This is a genomic window from Legionella lansingensis, assembly GCF_900187355.1.
Lineage (GTDB): Bacteria > Pseudomonadota > Gammaproteobacteria > Legionellales > Legionellaceae > Tatlockia > Tatlockia lansingensis.
The window spans coordinates 123,455-138,282 of sequence record NZ_LT906451.1; the positions used below are offsets into that span (position 1 = coordinate 123,455).

A 14,828-nucleotide genomic window follows, 5' to 3' on the forward strand; every position below is an offset into this window, starting at 1 on the left:
CATCCCCGCTTACGCGGGGATGACAGAGGACTTGTCAGCTTATTTTGTCGAACTAGAAATGGATATTAAGTACGGCGAAAATGATTTCTATGGCGATGAGGACAATAATGGTGATTTCTAAATTATGGGAATGGCGAGTTTCGAGATAGCTATTAAACATCTCAAAAATCTCATTGAGGGTATCTAAACGATGATTAATAGCATTCACTCGTCGTTGAATATGAAGATAACGTTCCATCATCGTGTAATATTCTTCAAGGGTGGGATGTTGCCAAAAATATTTGGGATGATAAAGAAAATTACTAATTAAATTCATTTCACTTTTCGCACCCAAAATCTCACCTATCACTTGACGTATTCGATTGCGCGATATAGGCATCCCACCTTTATTGGAGATGCTTTGAATCATCGGGTTGTATTTTTCGATTAGGGCTTCAATAATCGTTTCAAAATACTGTAATTTCACCGACTGTGAGAAACCATATGAGAAGCTTAATTTGAGTTCATCACTGTCGGCATCGATGGTTAAACAATCGACATCAAAGTAACCGTGTGGCTCAATAGCTGTTTTCTCACCAATTCGAAAGCTAAACTCATCACGCACTAAAAAGGTGACTAGCTTGTCGCCGAAGGGGCGAATAATATCAAGATAAGTACTTATCTGATAACGCTTAATATCCCACGAGACAATTGTTCCATTTTTAAAAACAAAAGCCAAGGCATGAGGTGTGTCTCGATGGCTTAATTTTAATACATCCCGAGTTCGAACTGAGTTATAACCGAGTTGACTGTTTTTAAAATACGTATCTAAGCGCGTCAAATCGATTGAATTGGCAATGCAATAACTTAAGCATTCCATGATAGCGACCTTTGATGGTTTACTGCTCGTGATTTATTTACCACGGGTATCTTTTAGACAGTATAACCTAACCTGCTTAAGACTACACGTTTTCAGTCACTTCTCGTCCCGGATAGGCTTTTTTTCTATCCGTAGCTCCACTCAACCATTGAGGACAAACCTCCAAAATCTCGGCAATCTTGTCCAATTGCTCCACAGATGGGAGTAAATGTCCAAAAATCATTGCATTGGCCAGATGACGTGTGACGCCAAATACCTTAGCCACGGCTTTGGTTTTTTCTGCAAGTTCTTCAGGAAAACCCAATAAAGATAATTCCCGATTAAATCGTTGTGAAAATACTTTGCTGTTCACTTTTCACTCCATGAAAAAAATCTTCTATCAGCACCATGCTGACCCCTTCCTACCCGTCAATCCTTGATACAGGTAAAATCTGTTATAACTTATTTTTTTATTGTCGCAAAGTATTTTTCATGTTTTTAAAAACAATTAGTTATCTGCTGAGCAAAGGCTAATAAGCCTTGTAATTTATTGAACAATTGTTTGCACTCACCGCTGAGATGAGTAGCCTTTACAAATCATCGGTTGACTCATATCTATGCTCCACTCCCTGACAATCACGTCTCAGTTTGATTAAAATCTAAGCTGCAATTGTTAGAGAGTGGATGACGAATAAGGTTATTGAAAACCCTCAAATTAAATCTAAGTGGTGTACTTAAATTCCACAAAAGCCTGATTCGCTTTTAAGCGTCCTTCCCAAGGAGAGAGGCCAGCAAGCCAACCATCAGCATTACTGAATACACTTGATGGGCCATTAAATTTGCCGCCGTCATAATAGCGATAGCCCGCATCAACACTAAAATGACTTTGCTGTGGCCTGAAGTTGACTCCAGCTGATGCCTGCCAAGCAAAACTGTTCCGGCTTGCTGGGTTACCAATGCTTGTGGTAGATCCAATAGGCACGCCAGCCGCAACTAGCCTGGCAACAGTATGAAAATCGCGAACTTCATTGTAGGCATAACCAACCCCGCCGCCTATAAAGGGTGTAAACGCGACACTGGCGATATTGGCCCAAGCTTGTATGGGGTGCAAGAAGCCATTCACAAGAATTGCGCGATTATCCAGACTAAAATACCGCGTGCGTATATCCCCGGTAGCGGGGCCGCTGATGCCTGGAGGAGCCGTTTGAAATTTTTGATAATCAAAAACTTCATGAACAAGATAACTCACACTTACATCCACATAATCATGAACTTGTTTACCAAGTGCAAACGTGTAAAAACCTCTGTCACCTAAATCAGAGTCATAACCCTCCGCAGAAAAAGCCCACTGGGTTGGATTTGGATTGACTATCCCTGGTTCTTCGGTCCAGGAATAACCTGTGCCAATGGACCCAAACCATGAATAAACAGGAACAGCTTCTCCTATGGTCCCTGCGTATGATGGCAATGATAAAATCGAACAAATCATTAAACTTAATCTTTTATTCACCATAAACATCCTTATTATAATTTAATTGATTTTTTACTATTTAGAATTCTCTTAGGTTGTATATTTGAATTCCACAAAAGCCTGATTTGCTTTTAATCGTCCTGACCAGGGTGCAGAACTAAGAAAACCATCGCTGTTTGTAAATACAGTTGATGGGCCATTAAATTTGCCGCCATCATAATAGCGATAACCCGCATCCACACTAAAATGACTTTGCTGTGGCCTGAAGTTTACTCCAGCTGATGCTTGCCAAGCGAAACTGTTTCGACTTGTTGGATCACCAATGGTTGTGGTGGATCCTACAGGTACTCCCGCCACGACTGTCCTACCAACAGTATGAAAATCGCGAACTTCATTGTAGGCATAACCGATCCCGCCGCCTATAAATGGTGTAAACGCGACACTAGCAATATTAGCCCAAGCTTGTATGGGGTGTAAAAAGCCATTCACAAGGATGGCGCGATTATCAAGACTAAAATAGCGTGTACGCGCACTTCCAGTAAAGCCTGGCGTACCGCTGGTGCCCGGAGGAGCAGATTGAAATTTTTGATAGTCAAAAACTTCGTGAACAAGATAACTTACGCTCACATCAATATAATCATGAACTTGTTTACCAAGTGCGAACGTGTAAAAACCTCTGTTACCTAAATCAGAGTCATAACCTTCTGCAGCAAAATCCCAAAAGGTCGGATCGGGATTGACTATCCCTGGTTTTTCGGTCCAGGAATAGCCTGTGCCAATGGAACCAAACCATGGATAAACAGGAACGACTTCTCCCATGGTTCCTGCATATGATGGCAATGATAAAATTAAAGAAGCTACTAAACATATCCTTTTATTCACTATAACATCCTTATTTTTTAAATGAGAAAAACCAATATTTTACAATCCGCCCTGATCATTGCAAATTTACTTCCATGATTCAACTGAAGAATTAGGGGCGTTTCCTAAGTTAAATCAGATGATGAGATGAATAAAGCCACCTAGGTGGCTTTATTCAGCACTCTCTGATGTATGGTGACTATAGTAATTTAAATCTAATTCTCTAGCCGCTTTTACATCATCCAAACGCCTCACTGGTAAATTGTGAGGTGCTTGCTTCAATAGGTTGGGATTACTTTCTGCTTCGTGACGGATGGCTTGCATAGCACTAATAAAACCATCCAACTCTTCTTTGCACTCTGTTTCCGTTGGTTCTATTAACAAGCATTCGGGCACTAGCAACGGGAAGTAAGTTGTAGGGGCATGAAAACCATAATCCAATAAGCGCTTGGCTAGATCCATTGCCGTGATGCCGTAGAGTTTTTTCTCCTGGCTTAGCGTTAAAATGAATTCATGGGCGGCTCGTCTTCCTGGATAAGCAGGTCGAAATCCTGTTTTGCTAAGTTCACTAAGGAGATAATTGGCATTGAGTGTGGCGAACTCGGAAACGCGCAATAAGCCTTCTTTACCGAGAGTGCGAATATAGAAATAAGCGCGCAATAAAATACCGGCATTGCCCATAAAACAGGATAAACGCCCGATGCTTTGTGGATAGTCTGTTCGAGTTGCCCAGCGATAGATGTCGTTCTCTTTGATCACTATTGGTAAAGGTAAGTAGGGCAGCAGCCGTTTACCTACAGCGACCGGACCTGCGCCTGGACCGCCGCCACCGTGAGGTGTGGCAAAGGTTTTATGTAGATTCAGGTGCATGACATCAAAGCCCATGTCGCCGGGGCGGACTTTACCCAAAATGGCATTCAAATTGGCGCCATCATAATAAAGAAGACCACCCGCTTGATGAACAATGTTAGCAATCTCTTTAATTTGTCGCATAAATAACCCCAAGGTTGAGGGGTTAGTTAGCATAATGCCGGCTGTCTTCGGTCCAACCTTGCTTCTCACTTCGTCTAAATCGATATCGCCATCTTTTGCCGTTTTAAGCTCAACCACTTTAAAACCACACATGACCGCCGAAGCTGGATTGGTGCCATGTGCTGCATCGGGTATTAATATTTCATCTCTTGCCGTATCGCCTCTTGACTGATGATAAGCTTTAATCATGGCAACCCCGGCAAACTCGCCTTGCGAGCCGGCCATTGGCGTCAATGAAACACCTGGCATCCCAGTGATTTCAGCTAAATAGCCTTGTAGATCATGTAAAATTTGCAAAAATCCCTGACTGGCTTTTTCAGGAGCAAGAGGATGACGATTAAGAAAAGCGGGTTTCGATGCTGCTTTATGAACACCACGAGGATTGTACTTCATGGTGCATGAACCGAGGGGATAAAAGTTGGTGTCAATAGAATAATTGAGTTGCGATAGCCCCGTATAATGGCGAACCACTTGCAATTCTGAACAAGCGGGGAGGCGTGGTGATTTGTTGCGTAATAAATGCTTAGGAATGGCCAACTGTTTTTCCCTTGTTGCAGGAATTTGGGCCATTGCTTTCCTTTTTATTTTTGAGCGTTCAAAAATTAACATAATTTGCCTTCCGTTTTCTGAATAAGATCCTTAAGTTCATCGCGATGTTTAACGGGTGTAAACTCAATGATTTCGTAAGCGGCAATTTCAGCCATGCAAAAAGGATCTTGATTAAGAACTGATTCCAAATAGACCTTATCATTCGTGATGGCAATAATGATGCCCCCAGTTCTTGGCTTCATAGGTCCTGATGCGAGTAATAAGCCTTGTTTATAGTAAACATCAAGAAATTCGCGATGTTGTTGTAGATATTTATCTACCTCGCTTAAAGGGACTTTATAAGTGAGTTTTACAATAAACATCAGTAGCCTCGCTTCGTCATAATTTGTTTAAGTGAATTAGCATAATGCTCAATGTCTTCAGCTGTACGCATTTCTGTTGCGCAAATCAAAAGGCTATTTGCTAATTGAGGGTAGTGGGACTCTACGGAGTAACCACCGATGATCCCAAATTCACGCAGTTTTGCTAGTACTTCATCCACGGGTTGCGTTAACTTGATTAATGCTTCGTGGAAATAAGAGGCTAAAAAAACACTCTCTACCCCTTCTATTTCAGTGAGCAAACTAACCAATTTTTGTGTGTTGGTATGGCAGGTATGGGCAACCTGCTGTAATCCTTCTGCTCCTAAGAGACTCATATAGATGGTGGCTGCGGTTACAAGCAAACCTTGGTTGGTGCAAATGTTAGATGTTGCCTTGCCTCTTCTTATATGCTGCTCCCGTGCTTGCAAAGTTAGGGTGAAACCTGTTTTACCATCTTGGTCTAGCGTTCGTCCTATTAATCGACCTGGCATTTGGCGCACGTGTTCGATGCGAGTACTAAAAAAACCAAAATAAGGACCGCCTGAAGCCATGGGTGAGCCTAATGGTTGTCCTTCCCCACAGGCGATGTCTACGCCATGCTGACCCCATTGCCCTGGTGGTTTCAAAAGGGCTAAAGAAATTGGGTTAACGCAGGCAATACTAATGCTATTGTTGGCATGCGCCCAATCCGTGAGTTCATCAACCTGCTCGAGACAACCAAAAAAGTTAGGTTGAGCAATGACCAGCGCCGTAATGTCTTCATCTCGGTATTTATCTAATGCCGAAAGCGCTGTGATTCCTTCACTTAGGTCAAAAGGCAACGTGATGACTTCAATATGCTGGGTGCGGACAATGGTTTCTAACGTTTCACGATAAAAAGGATGAACAGTCCCGGCTACGAGTACACGATTGCTTTTACTGCGCTTATTAAGCCTTACTGCCATTAACACCGCCTCAGCAAGAGCGGAAGCACCATCATACATAGACGCATTGGCGACATCCAAACCTGTCAATTCAGCTATCATTGTTTGGAATTCATACAGTAATTGCAACGTTCCTTGGCTTGCTTCCGCTTGGTAGGGGGTATAGGCTGTTAAGAATTCTCCACGTGATGCAATGTCCCAAACAGCGGCAGGAATATGATGTTCGTAACTTCCCGCGCCCATGAAACAAATACCAGACTGATTTTTGCAAGCCTGTTCTCTTGCCTTTTTAACCACGAGCATTTCAGAGAGGCCCTCTGGAATATTTTTGAGATCGTTATAAAGCAAGGAGGGAGGAATTTCATCGAACAATTCTTCGATGCTTTTTATCCCTATGCTTGCCAGCATCGCTTCCGTGTCTGCATCGGTATGTGGAATGTAAGGCATTGTTAATGGTCCTCTTTAATTTCGTTTTGATATTGTTCATTATCTAACAAATCATTCAATTCAGTCGTGTTGCTTGGTTTAATTTTAACTAACCAGCCTGCACCATAAGGTTCTTTATTTACTAAGGCAGGATTTTCGCTGACTGACTGGTTAACAGCGACAATGACCCCACTTACTGGAGCGTAAAAGTCAGAGGCTGCTTTGACGGATTCAACTACCCCAATTTCGTCCCCAGCGTTGACTTCGTCCCCTTCTTCGGGCAACTCAACAAAGACCATGTCGCCAAGCAATTCTTGAGCATGCTCGGTTATGCCAACAGTAAATTCGTTATCATCCGTTCTCAGCCATTCGTGAGTTTTTGTAAATTTTAATTCTGCCATGGTATTTCCTCTCTTTTTATTCTTAAACTGCTTAGGATCTGTTGATAATTCGTTTACTCTCCTACGCTCCCGGACTTGATCCGGGAGGGTCACGTAGGGCTTGTAGAGCAAATGTCAACGGACCCTAGAAAACTGCTTCATTCTGTCACTTGGAATACGTCCTTTTCGCTCCTAAAGGATCTTTCCCTGCTTAACAAATCTTGGTTTTCTAACTTTCGCAGGAATCAACTTCCCACGAATTTCAACGAAAACTTCATCTCCTGTAGTTACTGGGACCCGAGCCAGAGCAATGGATTGTCCCAGGGTGGGTGAATAACTGCCACTGGTGATAATCCCCTCTGCTTGTCCTTCGACAACAACCCGCTGACCAGAACGCATAATACCTTTATCGTTCAGGAGTAGCCCAACAAACTTACGTTTAACGCCGTGTTGTTTTTGTGATAATAGGGCACCCATGCCAATAAAATCTCGATCTTCAGGTTGCCATTTCACGGTCCATTCCAAACCTGATTCGAGAGGTGTAGTGGACTCATCCATGTCTTGCCCATAAAGAAGAAGACCAGCTTCTAATCGCAAGGTATCGCGTGCGCCTAAACCGCACGGAGCTATTCCTGCTCGTAATAACGAAGACCAAAAATCCACAATCTCGTCTTTGGGAAGAATAATTTCCAAGCCGTCTTCTCCCGTATAACCAGTGCGTGCAAAAAACCAATGTCCTACATCAACACATTCAAATTGGGTTAATGTAGATACTGCATCACTTTGGGCTGGGGTAAGAACCGTCATCGTCTTTGGGATAGCCTCAGGGCCCTGTACGGCTAGCATAGCCAAGTCATTGCGCTCTTGTAAGCCCACAGAAAAGCCTTCACTTTTTTCACGGATCCAAGCTAAGTCTCGTTGGCGGGTGGCTGAATTTAATACCATACGGTAGTTATCAGATGCGCGTTGGTAAACGATCAAATCATCGATAATGCCACCATGCTCATTGCACATGCAACTGTAGAGCGCACGGCCTGTGTGTTGTAGTTGATCGACGTCATTGGTTAAGAGCCTTCGCAGGAATTGTCGACCACCAGCGCCCAGGATATCGACAACCGTCATATGCGAAACATCAAACACGCCTGCATGTTGACGTACTTGATTATGTTCATCAAGCTGTGAACCATAATGTAATGGCATCTCCCAACCGTGGAAATCAACCATTTTGGCACCCATTGCTACATGGGTAGCATATAGTGGAGTTTTTGCGATCATATTATTCCCTCTTTTGGCGCGTTGGTTGCGAATGATTATACCGGGATGCGTCGCGGCGACAAGAGCGTTTTTATCATAACTTTTGCACAGTTGCTTATTTTTGCATTCTAATGAACGGTTTCATTCTCTCTTTAAAGTATAGAAAGGGGGCGAGTTAATCGTCATCCATCCGCCCACTCATGGAGCACTGCAATTGTTTGCATCAAATTGTGCAACGAATTTAGCTTGGCATATTTCGCCGAGCGCTTACAAAAGTACGGCAAATCAGGCATGGTTTTTGCTCCGAGATTCGAGATGGAAGTTCATGACTTAAAGGAGTTTATAGATGGCAGAAGAAATTATCACCAAGTCTAGGAGAAGCCGTATAAAGGATGCTTTTATTGGTATTTTGGTTGGTATTGTTATGATTATTGCTGCAATTGTTCTTATCTTCTTAAATGAGCGTCATGGCCTCCATACCATGCAATCTTTGGTGGAGGTTCAACGAACGTTAATACCTATACCCAACGTTCCTGTTGACCAAAAAAATAATTTGCACGTTGTTTATGTAACTGGGTTGACTACAACGAAAGACACTCTTAAAGATCCATTACTGACAATTTAATGGAACGAGGAAAATAACTCAAATCGTGCTGGCATAGTGTCGAAATAGGGCAATCAACTCACTGGCGGATGGCCCAATTTCTTCCGGATTATGATGCACTAAATAGAGAGGATAAGCTCTGATATTATTTTGTTTGAGTTTAATTGGTTTAATGGGTAAGTTGCGATTTTCCACCAATTGTCTGGGTAACCATGAAAAACCAATGCCATGCGCTACGCATTGAATTTTCATCTCCATTGAACTTACTTTCCAGTGAAATTCTGAACCCAACCAACCCTCATTGCGTTTATTTTGTTTGCCCGAATCTTGGGCAATGATATAGCGTTCATCATAAAGATCATCAATGGTGAGTTCTTTTTGATGTAAGGGACTATCAATGTGAGCATAAGGAAGTGATTCAATATCGAGCAGTTTATCACCAGTATAGCTTTCAGGAATTTTTGACACGATGACTAACTCCGCATCACCATTGATCAATAGCTCACTGGGACCAGATAAAAGCCCATGATGAATAATCAAACGCGTATACGTATTCTTTAAGCCAAAGGCATGCAAAACGTTCATTAATAGTGTGGTGGGGAAAATTTCGTCGATGGCCAAACGCAATAGTCTCTCGCGCTCTGAATGAAAGTTATGAGCAGCATTCTCTACATTTTTAGCTGCTCGCGTAACCTGACGGGAAAGATGCAAAATCTGTTTGCCTGGTTCAGTCAAAATAGCCCTACGACCTTCAATAGTAAATAAGGTCAGCCCCAACATATCTTGTAGTTTGGTAATGGTGTAGCTGATGCTCGGTTGACTTTTATGTAGTTTGGCTGCTGCTTTGGCAAAACTGCCTTCATCCACCACGGCTTGCAAAACGCGCCATTGCTCTAAGGTTACTTTGGTAATGGATCTCTCCCAACGAATCATCAAAAAAACTGATTGTTTTCGTCAAAAAAATGCGCTTTTTTGCTTTATAAAAGCAAATTACAATCAATTTTATTGAATAAAAAGGAGAAAATAAATGAAAAAAGTATTATTGCCAATACTTGCGTACGGATTAATGACGGGGGCAAATGTAAGTTTCGCCAATGAGGAGGATCAGGCGCTTAATAAGCGAGTCGTTAGCGAGTTTTATCAAAAAGCAATCAACGACAAGAATTTTGCTGCCGCTGAAGAATACTTGGGACCATGGTATATCCAACATAACCCCTTAGCACAAGATGGTATAGACGGTTTTAGGAAATTCATTGATTACCTGAAAGCCACTTATCCTCAGTCACATAGCGAAATCAAACGTGTTTTTGCAGAAGGCGATTATGTTATTTTGCACGTTCATTCAATCAAGGAACCTGGAACGCGTGGTCAAGCGATTATCGATGTTTTTCGTTTGGAAAATCACAAGATTGTTGAGCATTGGGATGTTATTCAAGCTATTCCTGAGGAGTCTGCAAATAGTAATGGTATGTTCTGATTTAAAATAAGGAGAGCATTAACTGAACTGTGTTATCCCCGCGTAGGCCTGTCTCTTCATCACATCTCTGCCTACGCCCAGCTCCCGGACTCGATCCGGGATCAACCGCGGGGTCCAGTGTTTTAGCGCAGTGCTTCTGGATCCCGCGGACAAGCCGCGGGACGTCGGAGAGCAGAGCCTACGCGGGAATGGCATAGTTAAATGAACAGTATCGAAATAGGAGGTTAATAAATTTTACTGCGAAAGAATGAAGGAATAAAAAGCAGATAGACTATTCTCTCTGTCTGCGGATGCCACTTCCTGCCGCGATCATCTCACCTTGAGTTACTTTGAAAAACTCTTCTTGTGAGCATTGCAATTTATCCGCATCAAATTGGGCAATTATTTTAGCTTGGTCAGGACGATTAAGTAAGGGCAGGAAATTCTTGAAGTCTTGCAGGTTCTCAATCATGTCTTGAATAGGGAATAACTCCAAGAATGAACCGCGCTTGTCCTTGGGTAGCCACTCTAAAATCGACAACAATTGTTGTTTCGATGTAATTAAGTGGTGAAAATCTTTGGCTATCTGAAAATGACTAGACCCTAGTGTCGTGATGCATGAGCGTAGTGCGCCATAAGTGTTAATCCAGCTTTTTAATGACGAAACCTGACTTATTATAAGAGGCTCCATCTCAAGGCTCGTATTCCAGGTTGCAATCGTCTTTAAAAATGCTTCATAAGAATCAATGCCCATAGCAATGTGTTTGCGATTGGCGCTAGCAGCAGATGAGGGAGTTGCTTTAATTGCCTCCTAAACCAGAAATAGTCTGTTGGTGTGGAGATCCACGATATCAGTTTAGCCTGAACTACCTCAAGAATAAGTGCTTGAGCTACCCAAATGTTCACCTTGTTGCTGGGTTAGGGAAAAATCACTTAAGAGGGAAGGGCTGGCGGGATTCTGAAGAGCAGATTTCTTTGAAAAAAATAAAGAAGGGTGATTCTTTCCTGCTGGGGTTAGATGATGTTTGGGAATATATCTATGACTGGAACTTCCCGTGGCTTTCGGATGCGACCTCGGGACGTTAAAGGCTTGTATGGCCTCCATAGCTGCGAGATTCTTGTTTCTTTGGGCAATTGCTAGCGCACTCTCACCGGCTGCATTTTGCAAATCTAAACGGGCACCCGCATGCAAAAGGAGCTTAAATAGTTCGGGACTTTGCTGAGTATATTCTGACTCACAGGCAATCATTAAGGGGGTTAATTTTTTGTTATTAATTTCATTAACATGGATTTCATGACAAGCCAGCAATCGTTTTACTAACTTCACATAGCCTAAATTACAGGCGATCGCGAGGGCTGTTGAGCCATCGGTTTGACAAGGGCCATTGATATTAAATCCGCGTATTTTGACCAAGACATCCAAAATATGGGTGTGGTTATTATTTAAAGTCATCCTCATGCCCGCAGCGACTTGATCATTGTCAATGCAATTGCAGTGATGACTTAGTCTAACTATTTCTCGGACAGTGCATTCATCCCCATTTTGGGCGGCAATAGGTAGCATACCTAGCTCTCGGTTATTAACATAAGAGAGCTGCTTTGGGAAAACCGGATAGCTGTAGTTCAGTTGTTGCAAACGGGCTTGTATACTGGTTGAGGGTAGCTTGGCGATAAAATCCAAATGAAAAATCATATGATTATTTTCTTCTAAACTAAGATATAACTGCTTGCAAAGCTCCTGATGATTTAAAATCATGTAAGGATAATCTGGGGATTGTTCATAGAGATAGTTGATGTCAAGAAAAAGCCAACCCTCAGGATGTTTTTTTAGCCCCACAGTATGTTCTTCGCTGCTAATCAACATGGCTAATTTATCATTCAGTTTCAACAGGTCATTTAAATGCTGCAAAAAGTCTATGACGTTCCTTTCTGCTTCGAAGGCAAATGTTTTTCCAAAAATGCGCTTGGCGGACGTATTGCCTGCAAGCTTATAGCGAATCATGGCAAGAATAGAGTTAATATCGATCTGATGCAGCCGTTTAGCATAAACATCAGAGTAATCTTCAGGTGACTGTGCCAGGCACACAGCTTCAATGAAGGGCTTTGTTTCTATTAATTGATCTTCATATGAACTTATGTTTTCCTGATTTTTTATTTTCTGCGTGACTCGATTTACTTTTCGCGGTAGGTAATGCTTCTCTTGTCGGATCACATTGAGTCGTTGATAAAATAAACGTTCGTTTTCGAGTGTTACATCCTGAGCCCAGGTGAGCGTAAAACCAAAGCAGATACCGTCATCATGGGTATACTTAAAACGATCGAGCAAGGTGAGCAAGTCATCATGACTAAGTTTGGTTTTATCATCAAAATCAAGCAACTTATCCCAAAGATCAGGGATAAAAAAGGTAGTGCACTGATGGACCACCACAAGGGCTAGCAAAATGAGCAAAATATAGAAATAGTAAATCATATTACTCACCGGTGAAGTCCCTTTTAAAAAATCAAAACATAAATAAAGCTAAGATGCAAAGCTTCAAGGGCCTATTTGTTAACAAACCCATAGTAGACTTCTAGTGGTAAACGGTTTAAAAACGAATTATTATTGCGCAGCGCTTCGCTGGGAAGCGTGAATAAAAGGAGTAAGAAATGGGTGTAAGAACAGTAAGCCGCTACTTAGCTCTTGGTGGACTGATTGTGTTAAGCCAAAGTGGTTTGGCAGCCGAAGATAAAATGGTGTTCAAAAATGAAAAGGGATCTGTTTTAGAGCTTGTCAAATCGCAAGAAGGCGCATTGACTGGGTCCTTTACTACCGCAGTGGCTTCTAAAGAATGCCAACAAGCAGTAGGTCAAAAACGCCCTATCGTGGGTTACTTAACGGGTAACGCTTTTACTATTAGTATTGATTACCCTGATTGCGGTTCAGCACTAAGTATTATTGGCAATTTAAGCCAAGATAATAAAACGTTAGACACGACTTGGGTTGTTGCTCACCAAGCTCCTGCAACCAGGAAAGATCTAAGTGCACGTTTTATTGGTCATAATACCTACACGCGCGTCACCATGTAACAATCCATTGGAATCAATGGGGTTTCTGCCATTGATTCATTCTAATTTCTAACCCGTTCGGGCTGAGTCCTTCGAGAGCCTCAGGCCAGACTTCGAGACGGCGTAAACGCCTCCTCAGCCTGAACGGATCGGTGTGAAATTTGGACACTCCTTAACCTAATTGAAACTAGAGGATGAGCATATAGGCATGGTTTTTGCGACTGCAATCTATAATTCAGGGTAGAGATTTGTGGGCGCAAGGAGTATCTAGATGGCAGAAGAAATTACTACGAAATCCTGGGGCAGCCGCATAAAGGATGCTTTTGTTGGTATTTTGATTGGTATTGTGATGATTGTTGTTGCAATTATCCTCACCTTCTGGAATGAGCGTCATGGACTTCACACTGCGCAATCTTTGGTAGAGGCTCAACGTATTTTAATATCTGTACCCAATGCGCCCATTGACCCAAAAAATAATTTGCATGTTGTTTATTTAAGTGGATTAGCTACAACAAAAGATATTCTTAAAGATCCATTGCTTGGTATTTCCAAAAATGCAATCGGCTTACAGCGAAAAGTAGAGATGTATCAATGGAAAGAAAATAAGGAGACAAGAACGGAATCGCAGTTGGGTGGTTCAGAAAAGCAGATCACGACCTATTCTTACAAAAAAGTTTGGTCGTCACGGTTGATTGATAGCAACAGCTTTAAAGAACAAGCTGGTCATCAAAATCCAGCTGCTTTGCCTATCGAATCCTTGCAGCAATATGCGCAAACAGTTAATGTAGGTGACTTTTTATTACCCTATAGTTTAATTACCCAAATCAGTGAAACCCAGCCCGTGGATCTCGAGCGTGTCAATAAGAGCACTCTACAAGCCAAGTTAAATAAACCCATACATTATGTGAGTGATCAACTTTACGGTGGCCAGGATTATCAAAATCCACAAATAGGGGATATTCGTATTAAGGTTTTTGCTATTTTGCCACAAACAGTGAGTATCATTGCCCAGCAAACTGGAGATACTCTACAAGAGTATATGGCCAAAGCTGGGCAGCCAGTATTGTTATTGTCTTCTGGGCAAGTTTCTCCTGAGCAAATGATTCAAGACGCATTGACAGAAAATAGGTTAATCACTTGGATTCTGCGAGCGGTATCTCTCATCTTGATGTGCCTAGGGTTTGCATTAATATTAAACCCTATTGTTGTCCTTGCAGATGTTATTCCCATTTTGGGTAGCATTGCGGGTTTTGGCACCGGTTTAGTGGCTTTCATCTGTGGTTTAGTGCTTTGGGCTGTCGTCACTGCAATCGCTTGGTTTGCAATAAGACCTCTATGGTCTTTGGGCGTATTATTGATTACTGCTGTGATAATTTATTTCTTATATAAACGGAGAAAGCGTAAACAAGAACTAGCTGCCATACCCAAGGTTGACGAGAAGTAGCGCAATAGGGTTTTATATAGCTCAAAAGTGGTTGCATAACGTAAGTTCGATAAGAAAAATAAATTATTTTCTTATCGAACCTTAGATATTTTAGAACTGGATCCCGTATAAATGCTGCGCATTTTACGGGATAACGTTCGTTTAGCGACACAAAAGGCATTTTATGCCTTTCATGTCGAACTC

Annotated in this window: 16 protein-coding genes; 4 read left to right on the forward strand and 12 right to left on the reverse strand. The window is 42.1% G+C overall.

Annotated elements, in window-relative coordinates; genetic code table 11:
- Nucleotides 1-52: 52 nt before the first annotated feature.
- The 9 genes from CKV79_RS00530 to gcvT all read right to left on the reverse strand — a co-directional run bounded on the left by CKV79_RS00530 (nt 53) and on the right by gcvT (nt 8,117).
- Nucleotides 53-859, reverse strand: a complete 807-nt coding sequence (locus tag CKV79_RS00530) for an RMD1 family protein (RefSeq protein ID WP_028372343.1) — start codon at nt 857-859, stop codon at nt 53-55.
- A gap of 82 nt (nt 860-941) precedes the next feature.
- A complete protein-coding gene (locus CKV79_RS00535) occupies nt 942-1,211 on the reverse strand; it encodes a hypothetical protein (protein ID WP_028372342.1) in 270 nt (89 codons plus the stop codon).
- Nucleotides 1,212-1,559: 348 nt separating this feature from the next.
- Nucleotides 1,560-2,351, reverse strand: coding sequence for an outer membrane protein (locus tag CKV79_RS00540; protein WP_231950157.1), 792 nt, complete (start codon nt 2,349-2,351; stop codon nt 1,560-1,562).
- Between the two features lie 48 nt (nt 2,352-2,399).
- Complete coding sequence (locus tag CKV79_RS00545; protein ID WP_028372340.1) at nt 2,400-3,191, reverse strand: outer membrane protein; 792 nt, start codon at nt 3,189-3,191, stop codon at nt 2,400-2,402.
- A gap of 150 nt (nt 3,192-3,341) precedes the next feature.
- Entirely contained in the window at nt 3,342-4,811 is a 1,470-nt protein-coding gene (gene gcvPB / locus CKV79_RS00550; RefSeq protein WP_028372339.1) for an aminomethyl-transferring glycine dehydrogenase subunit GcvPB, read from the reverse strand.
- Entirely contained in the window at nt 4,805-5,113 is a 309-nt protein-coding gene (locus CKV79_RS00555; protein WP_028372338.1) for a YciI family protein, read from the reverse strand. The genes gcvPB and CKV79_RS00555 overlap by 7 nt, the downstream gene beginning before the upstream one ends.
- Entirely contained in the window at nt 5,113-6,483 is a 1,371-nt protein-coding gene (gcvPA, locus tag CKV79_RS00560; RefSeq protein ID WP_028372337.1) for an aminomethyl-transferring glycine dehydrogenase subunit GcvPA, read from the reverse strand. Before gcvPA ends, CKV79_RS00555 begins: the two co-directional genes overlap by 1 nt.
- 2 nt (nt 6,484-6,485) lie before the next feature.
- Nucleotides 6,486-6,863 (reverse strand): glycine cleavage system protein GcvH, encoded by a 378-nt coding sequence (gene gcvH / locus CKV79_RS00565; protein WP_028372336.1) that lies wholly within the window; start codon nt 6,861-6,863, stop codon nt 6,486-6,488.
- A 171-nt stretch (nt 6,864-7,034) separates the two neighbouring features.
- Nucleotides 7,035-8,117 carry a glycine cleavage system aminomethyltransferase GcvT gene (gcvT, locus tag CKV79_RS00570; protein WP_028372335.1) on the reverse strand — a complete coding sequence of 361 codons (1,083 nt, stop codon included), beginning with the start codon at nt 8,115-8,117 and terminating at the stop codon, nt 7,035-7,037.
- Nucleotides 8,118-8,442: 325 nt separating this feature from the next.
- Here gcvT and CKV79_RS00575 point away from each other — a divergent pair, with 325 nt between their 5' ends.
- On the forward strand, nt 8,443-8,721 hold the full coding sequence (locus CKV79_RS00575; RefSeq protein ID WP_028372334.1) for a hypothetical protein: 279 nt from the start codon (nt 8,443-8,445) through the stop codon (nt 8,719-8,721).
- A gap of 18 nt (nt 8,722-8,739) precedes the next feature.
- Here the strand turns inward: CKV79_RS00575 and CKV79_RS00580 are convergent, their stop codons facing one another.
- Entirely contained in the window at nt 8,740-9,633 is an 894-nt protein-coding gene (locus tag CKV79_RS00580; protein ID WP_065236362.1) for a LysR family transcriptional regulator, read from the reverse strand.
- Between the two features lie 94 nt (nt 9,634-9,727).
- Between CKV79_RS00580 and CKV79_RS00585 the strand changes: the two genes are divergently transcribed.
- Nucleotides 9,728-10,177, forward strand: coding sequence for a nuclear transport factor 2 family protein (locus CKV79_RS00585; protein ID WP_028372332.1), 450 nt, complete (start codon nt 9,728-9,730; stop codon nt 10,175-10,177).
- Nucleotides 10,178-10,448: 271 nt separating this feature from the next.
- Here CKV79_RS00585 and CKV79_RS00590 read toward each other — a convergent pair whose 3' ends face one another.
- Together CKV79_RS00590 and CKV79_RS00595 are read right to left on the reverse strand one after the other, a co-directional pair.
- Nucleotides 10,449-10,910, reverse strand: a complete 462-nt coding sequence (locus CKV79_RS00590) for a hypothetical protein (RefSeq protein WP_028372331.1) — start codon at nt 10,908-10,910, stop codon at nt 10,449-10,451.
- A 117-nt stretch (nt 10,911-11,027) separates the two neighbouring features.
- Nucleotides 11,028-12,626 (reverse strand): ankyrin repeat domain-containing protein, encoded by a 1,599-nt coding sequence (locus CKV79_RS00595; protein WP_051546059.1) that lies wholly within the window; start codon nt 12,624-12,626, stop codon nt 11,028-11,030.
- A gap of 176 nt (nt 12,627-12,802) precedes the next feature.
- Between CKV79_RS00595 and CKV79_RS00600 the strand changes: the two genes are divergently transcribed.
- Both CKV79_RS00600 and CKV79_RS00605 read left to right on the forward strand, forming a co-directional pair.
- Nucleotides 12,803-13,222: an avidin/streptavidin family protein gene (locus tag CKV79_RS00600; RefSeq protein WP_028372330.1), complete on the forward strand. Its 420-nt coding sequence runs from the start codon at nt 12,803-12,805 to the stop codon at nt 13,220-13,222.
- 250 nt (nt 13,223-13,472) lie between these two features.
- Nucleotides 13,473-14,645, forward strand: coding sequence for a TMEM43 family protein (locus CKV79_RS00605; protein ID WP_051546058.1), 1,173 nt, complete (start codon nt 13,473-13,475; stop codon nt 14,643-14,645).
- The last annotated feature ends 183 nt before the right edge of the window (nt 14,646-14,828 follow it).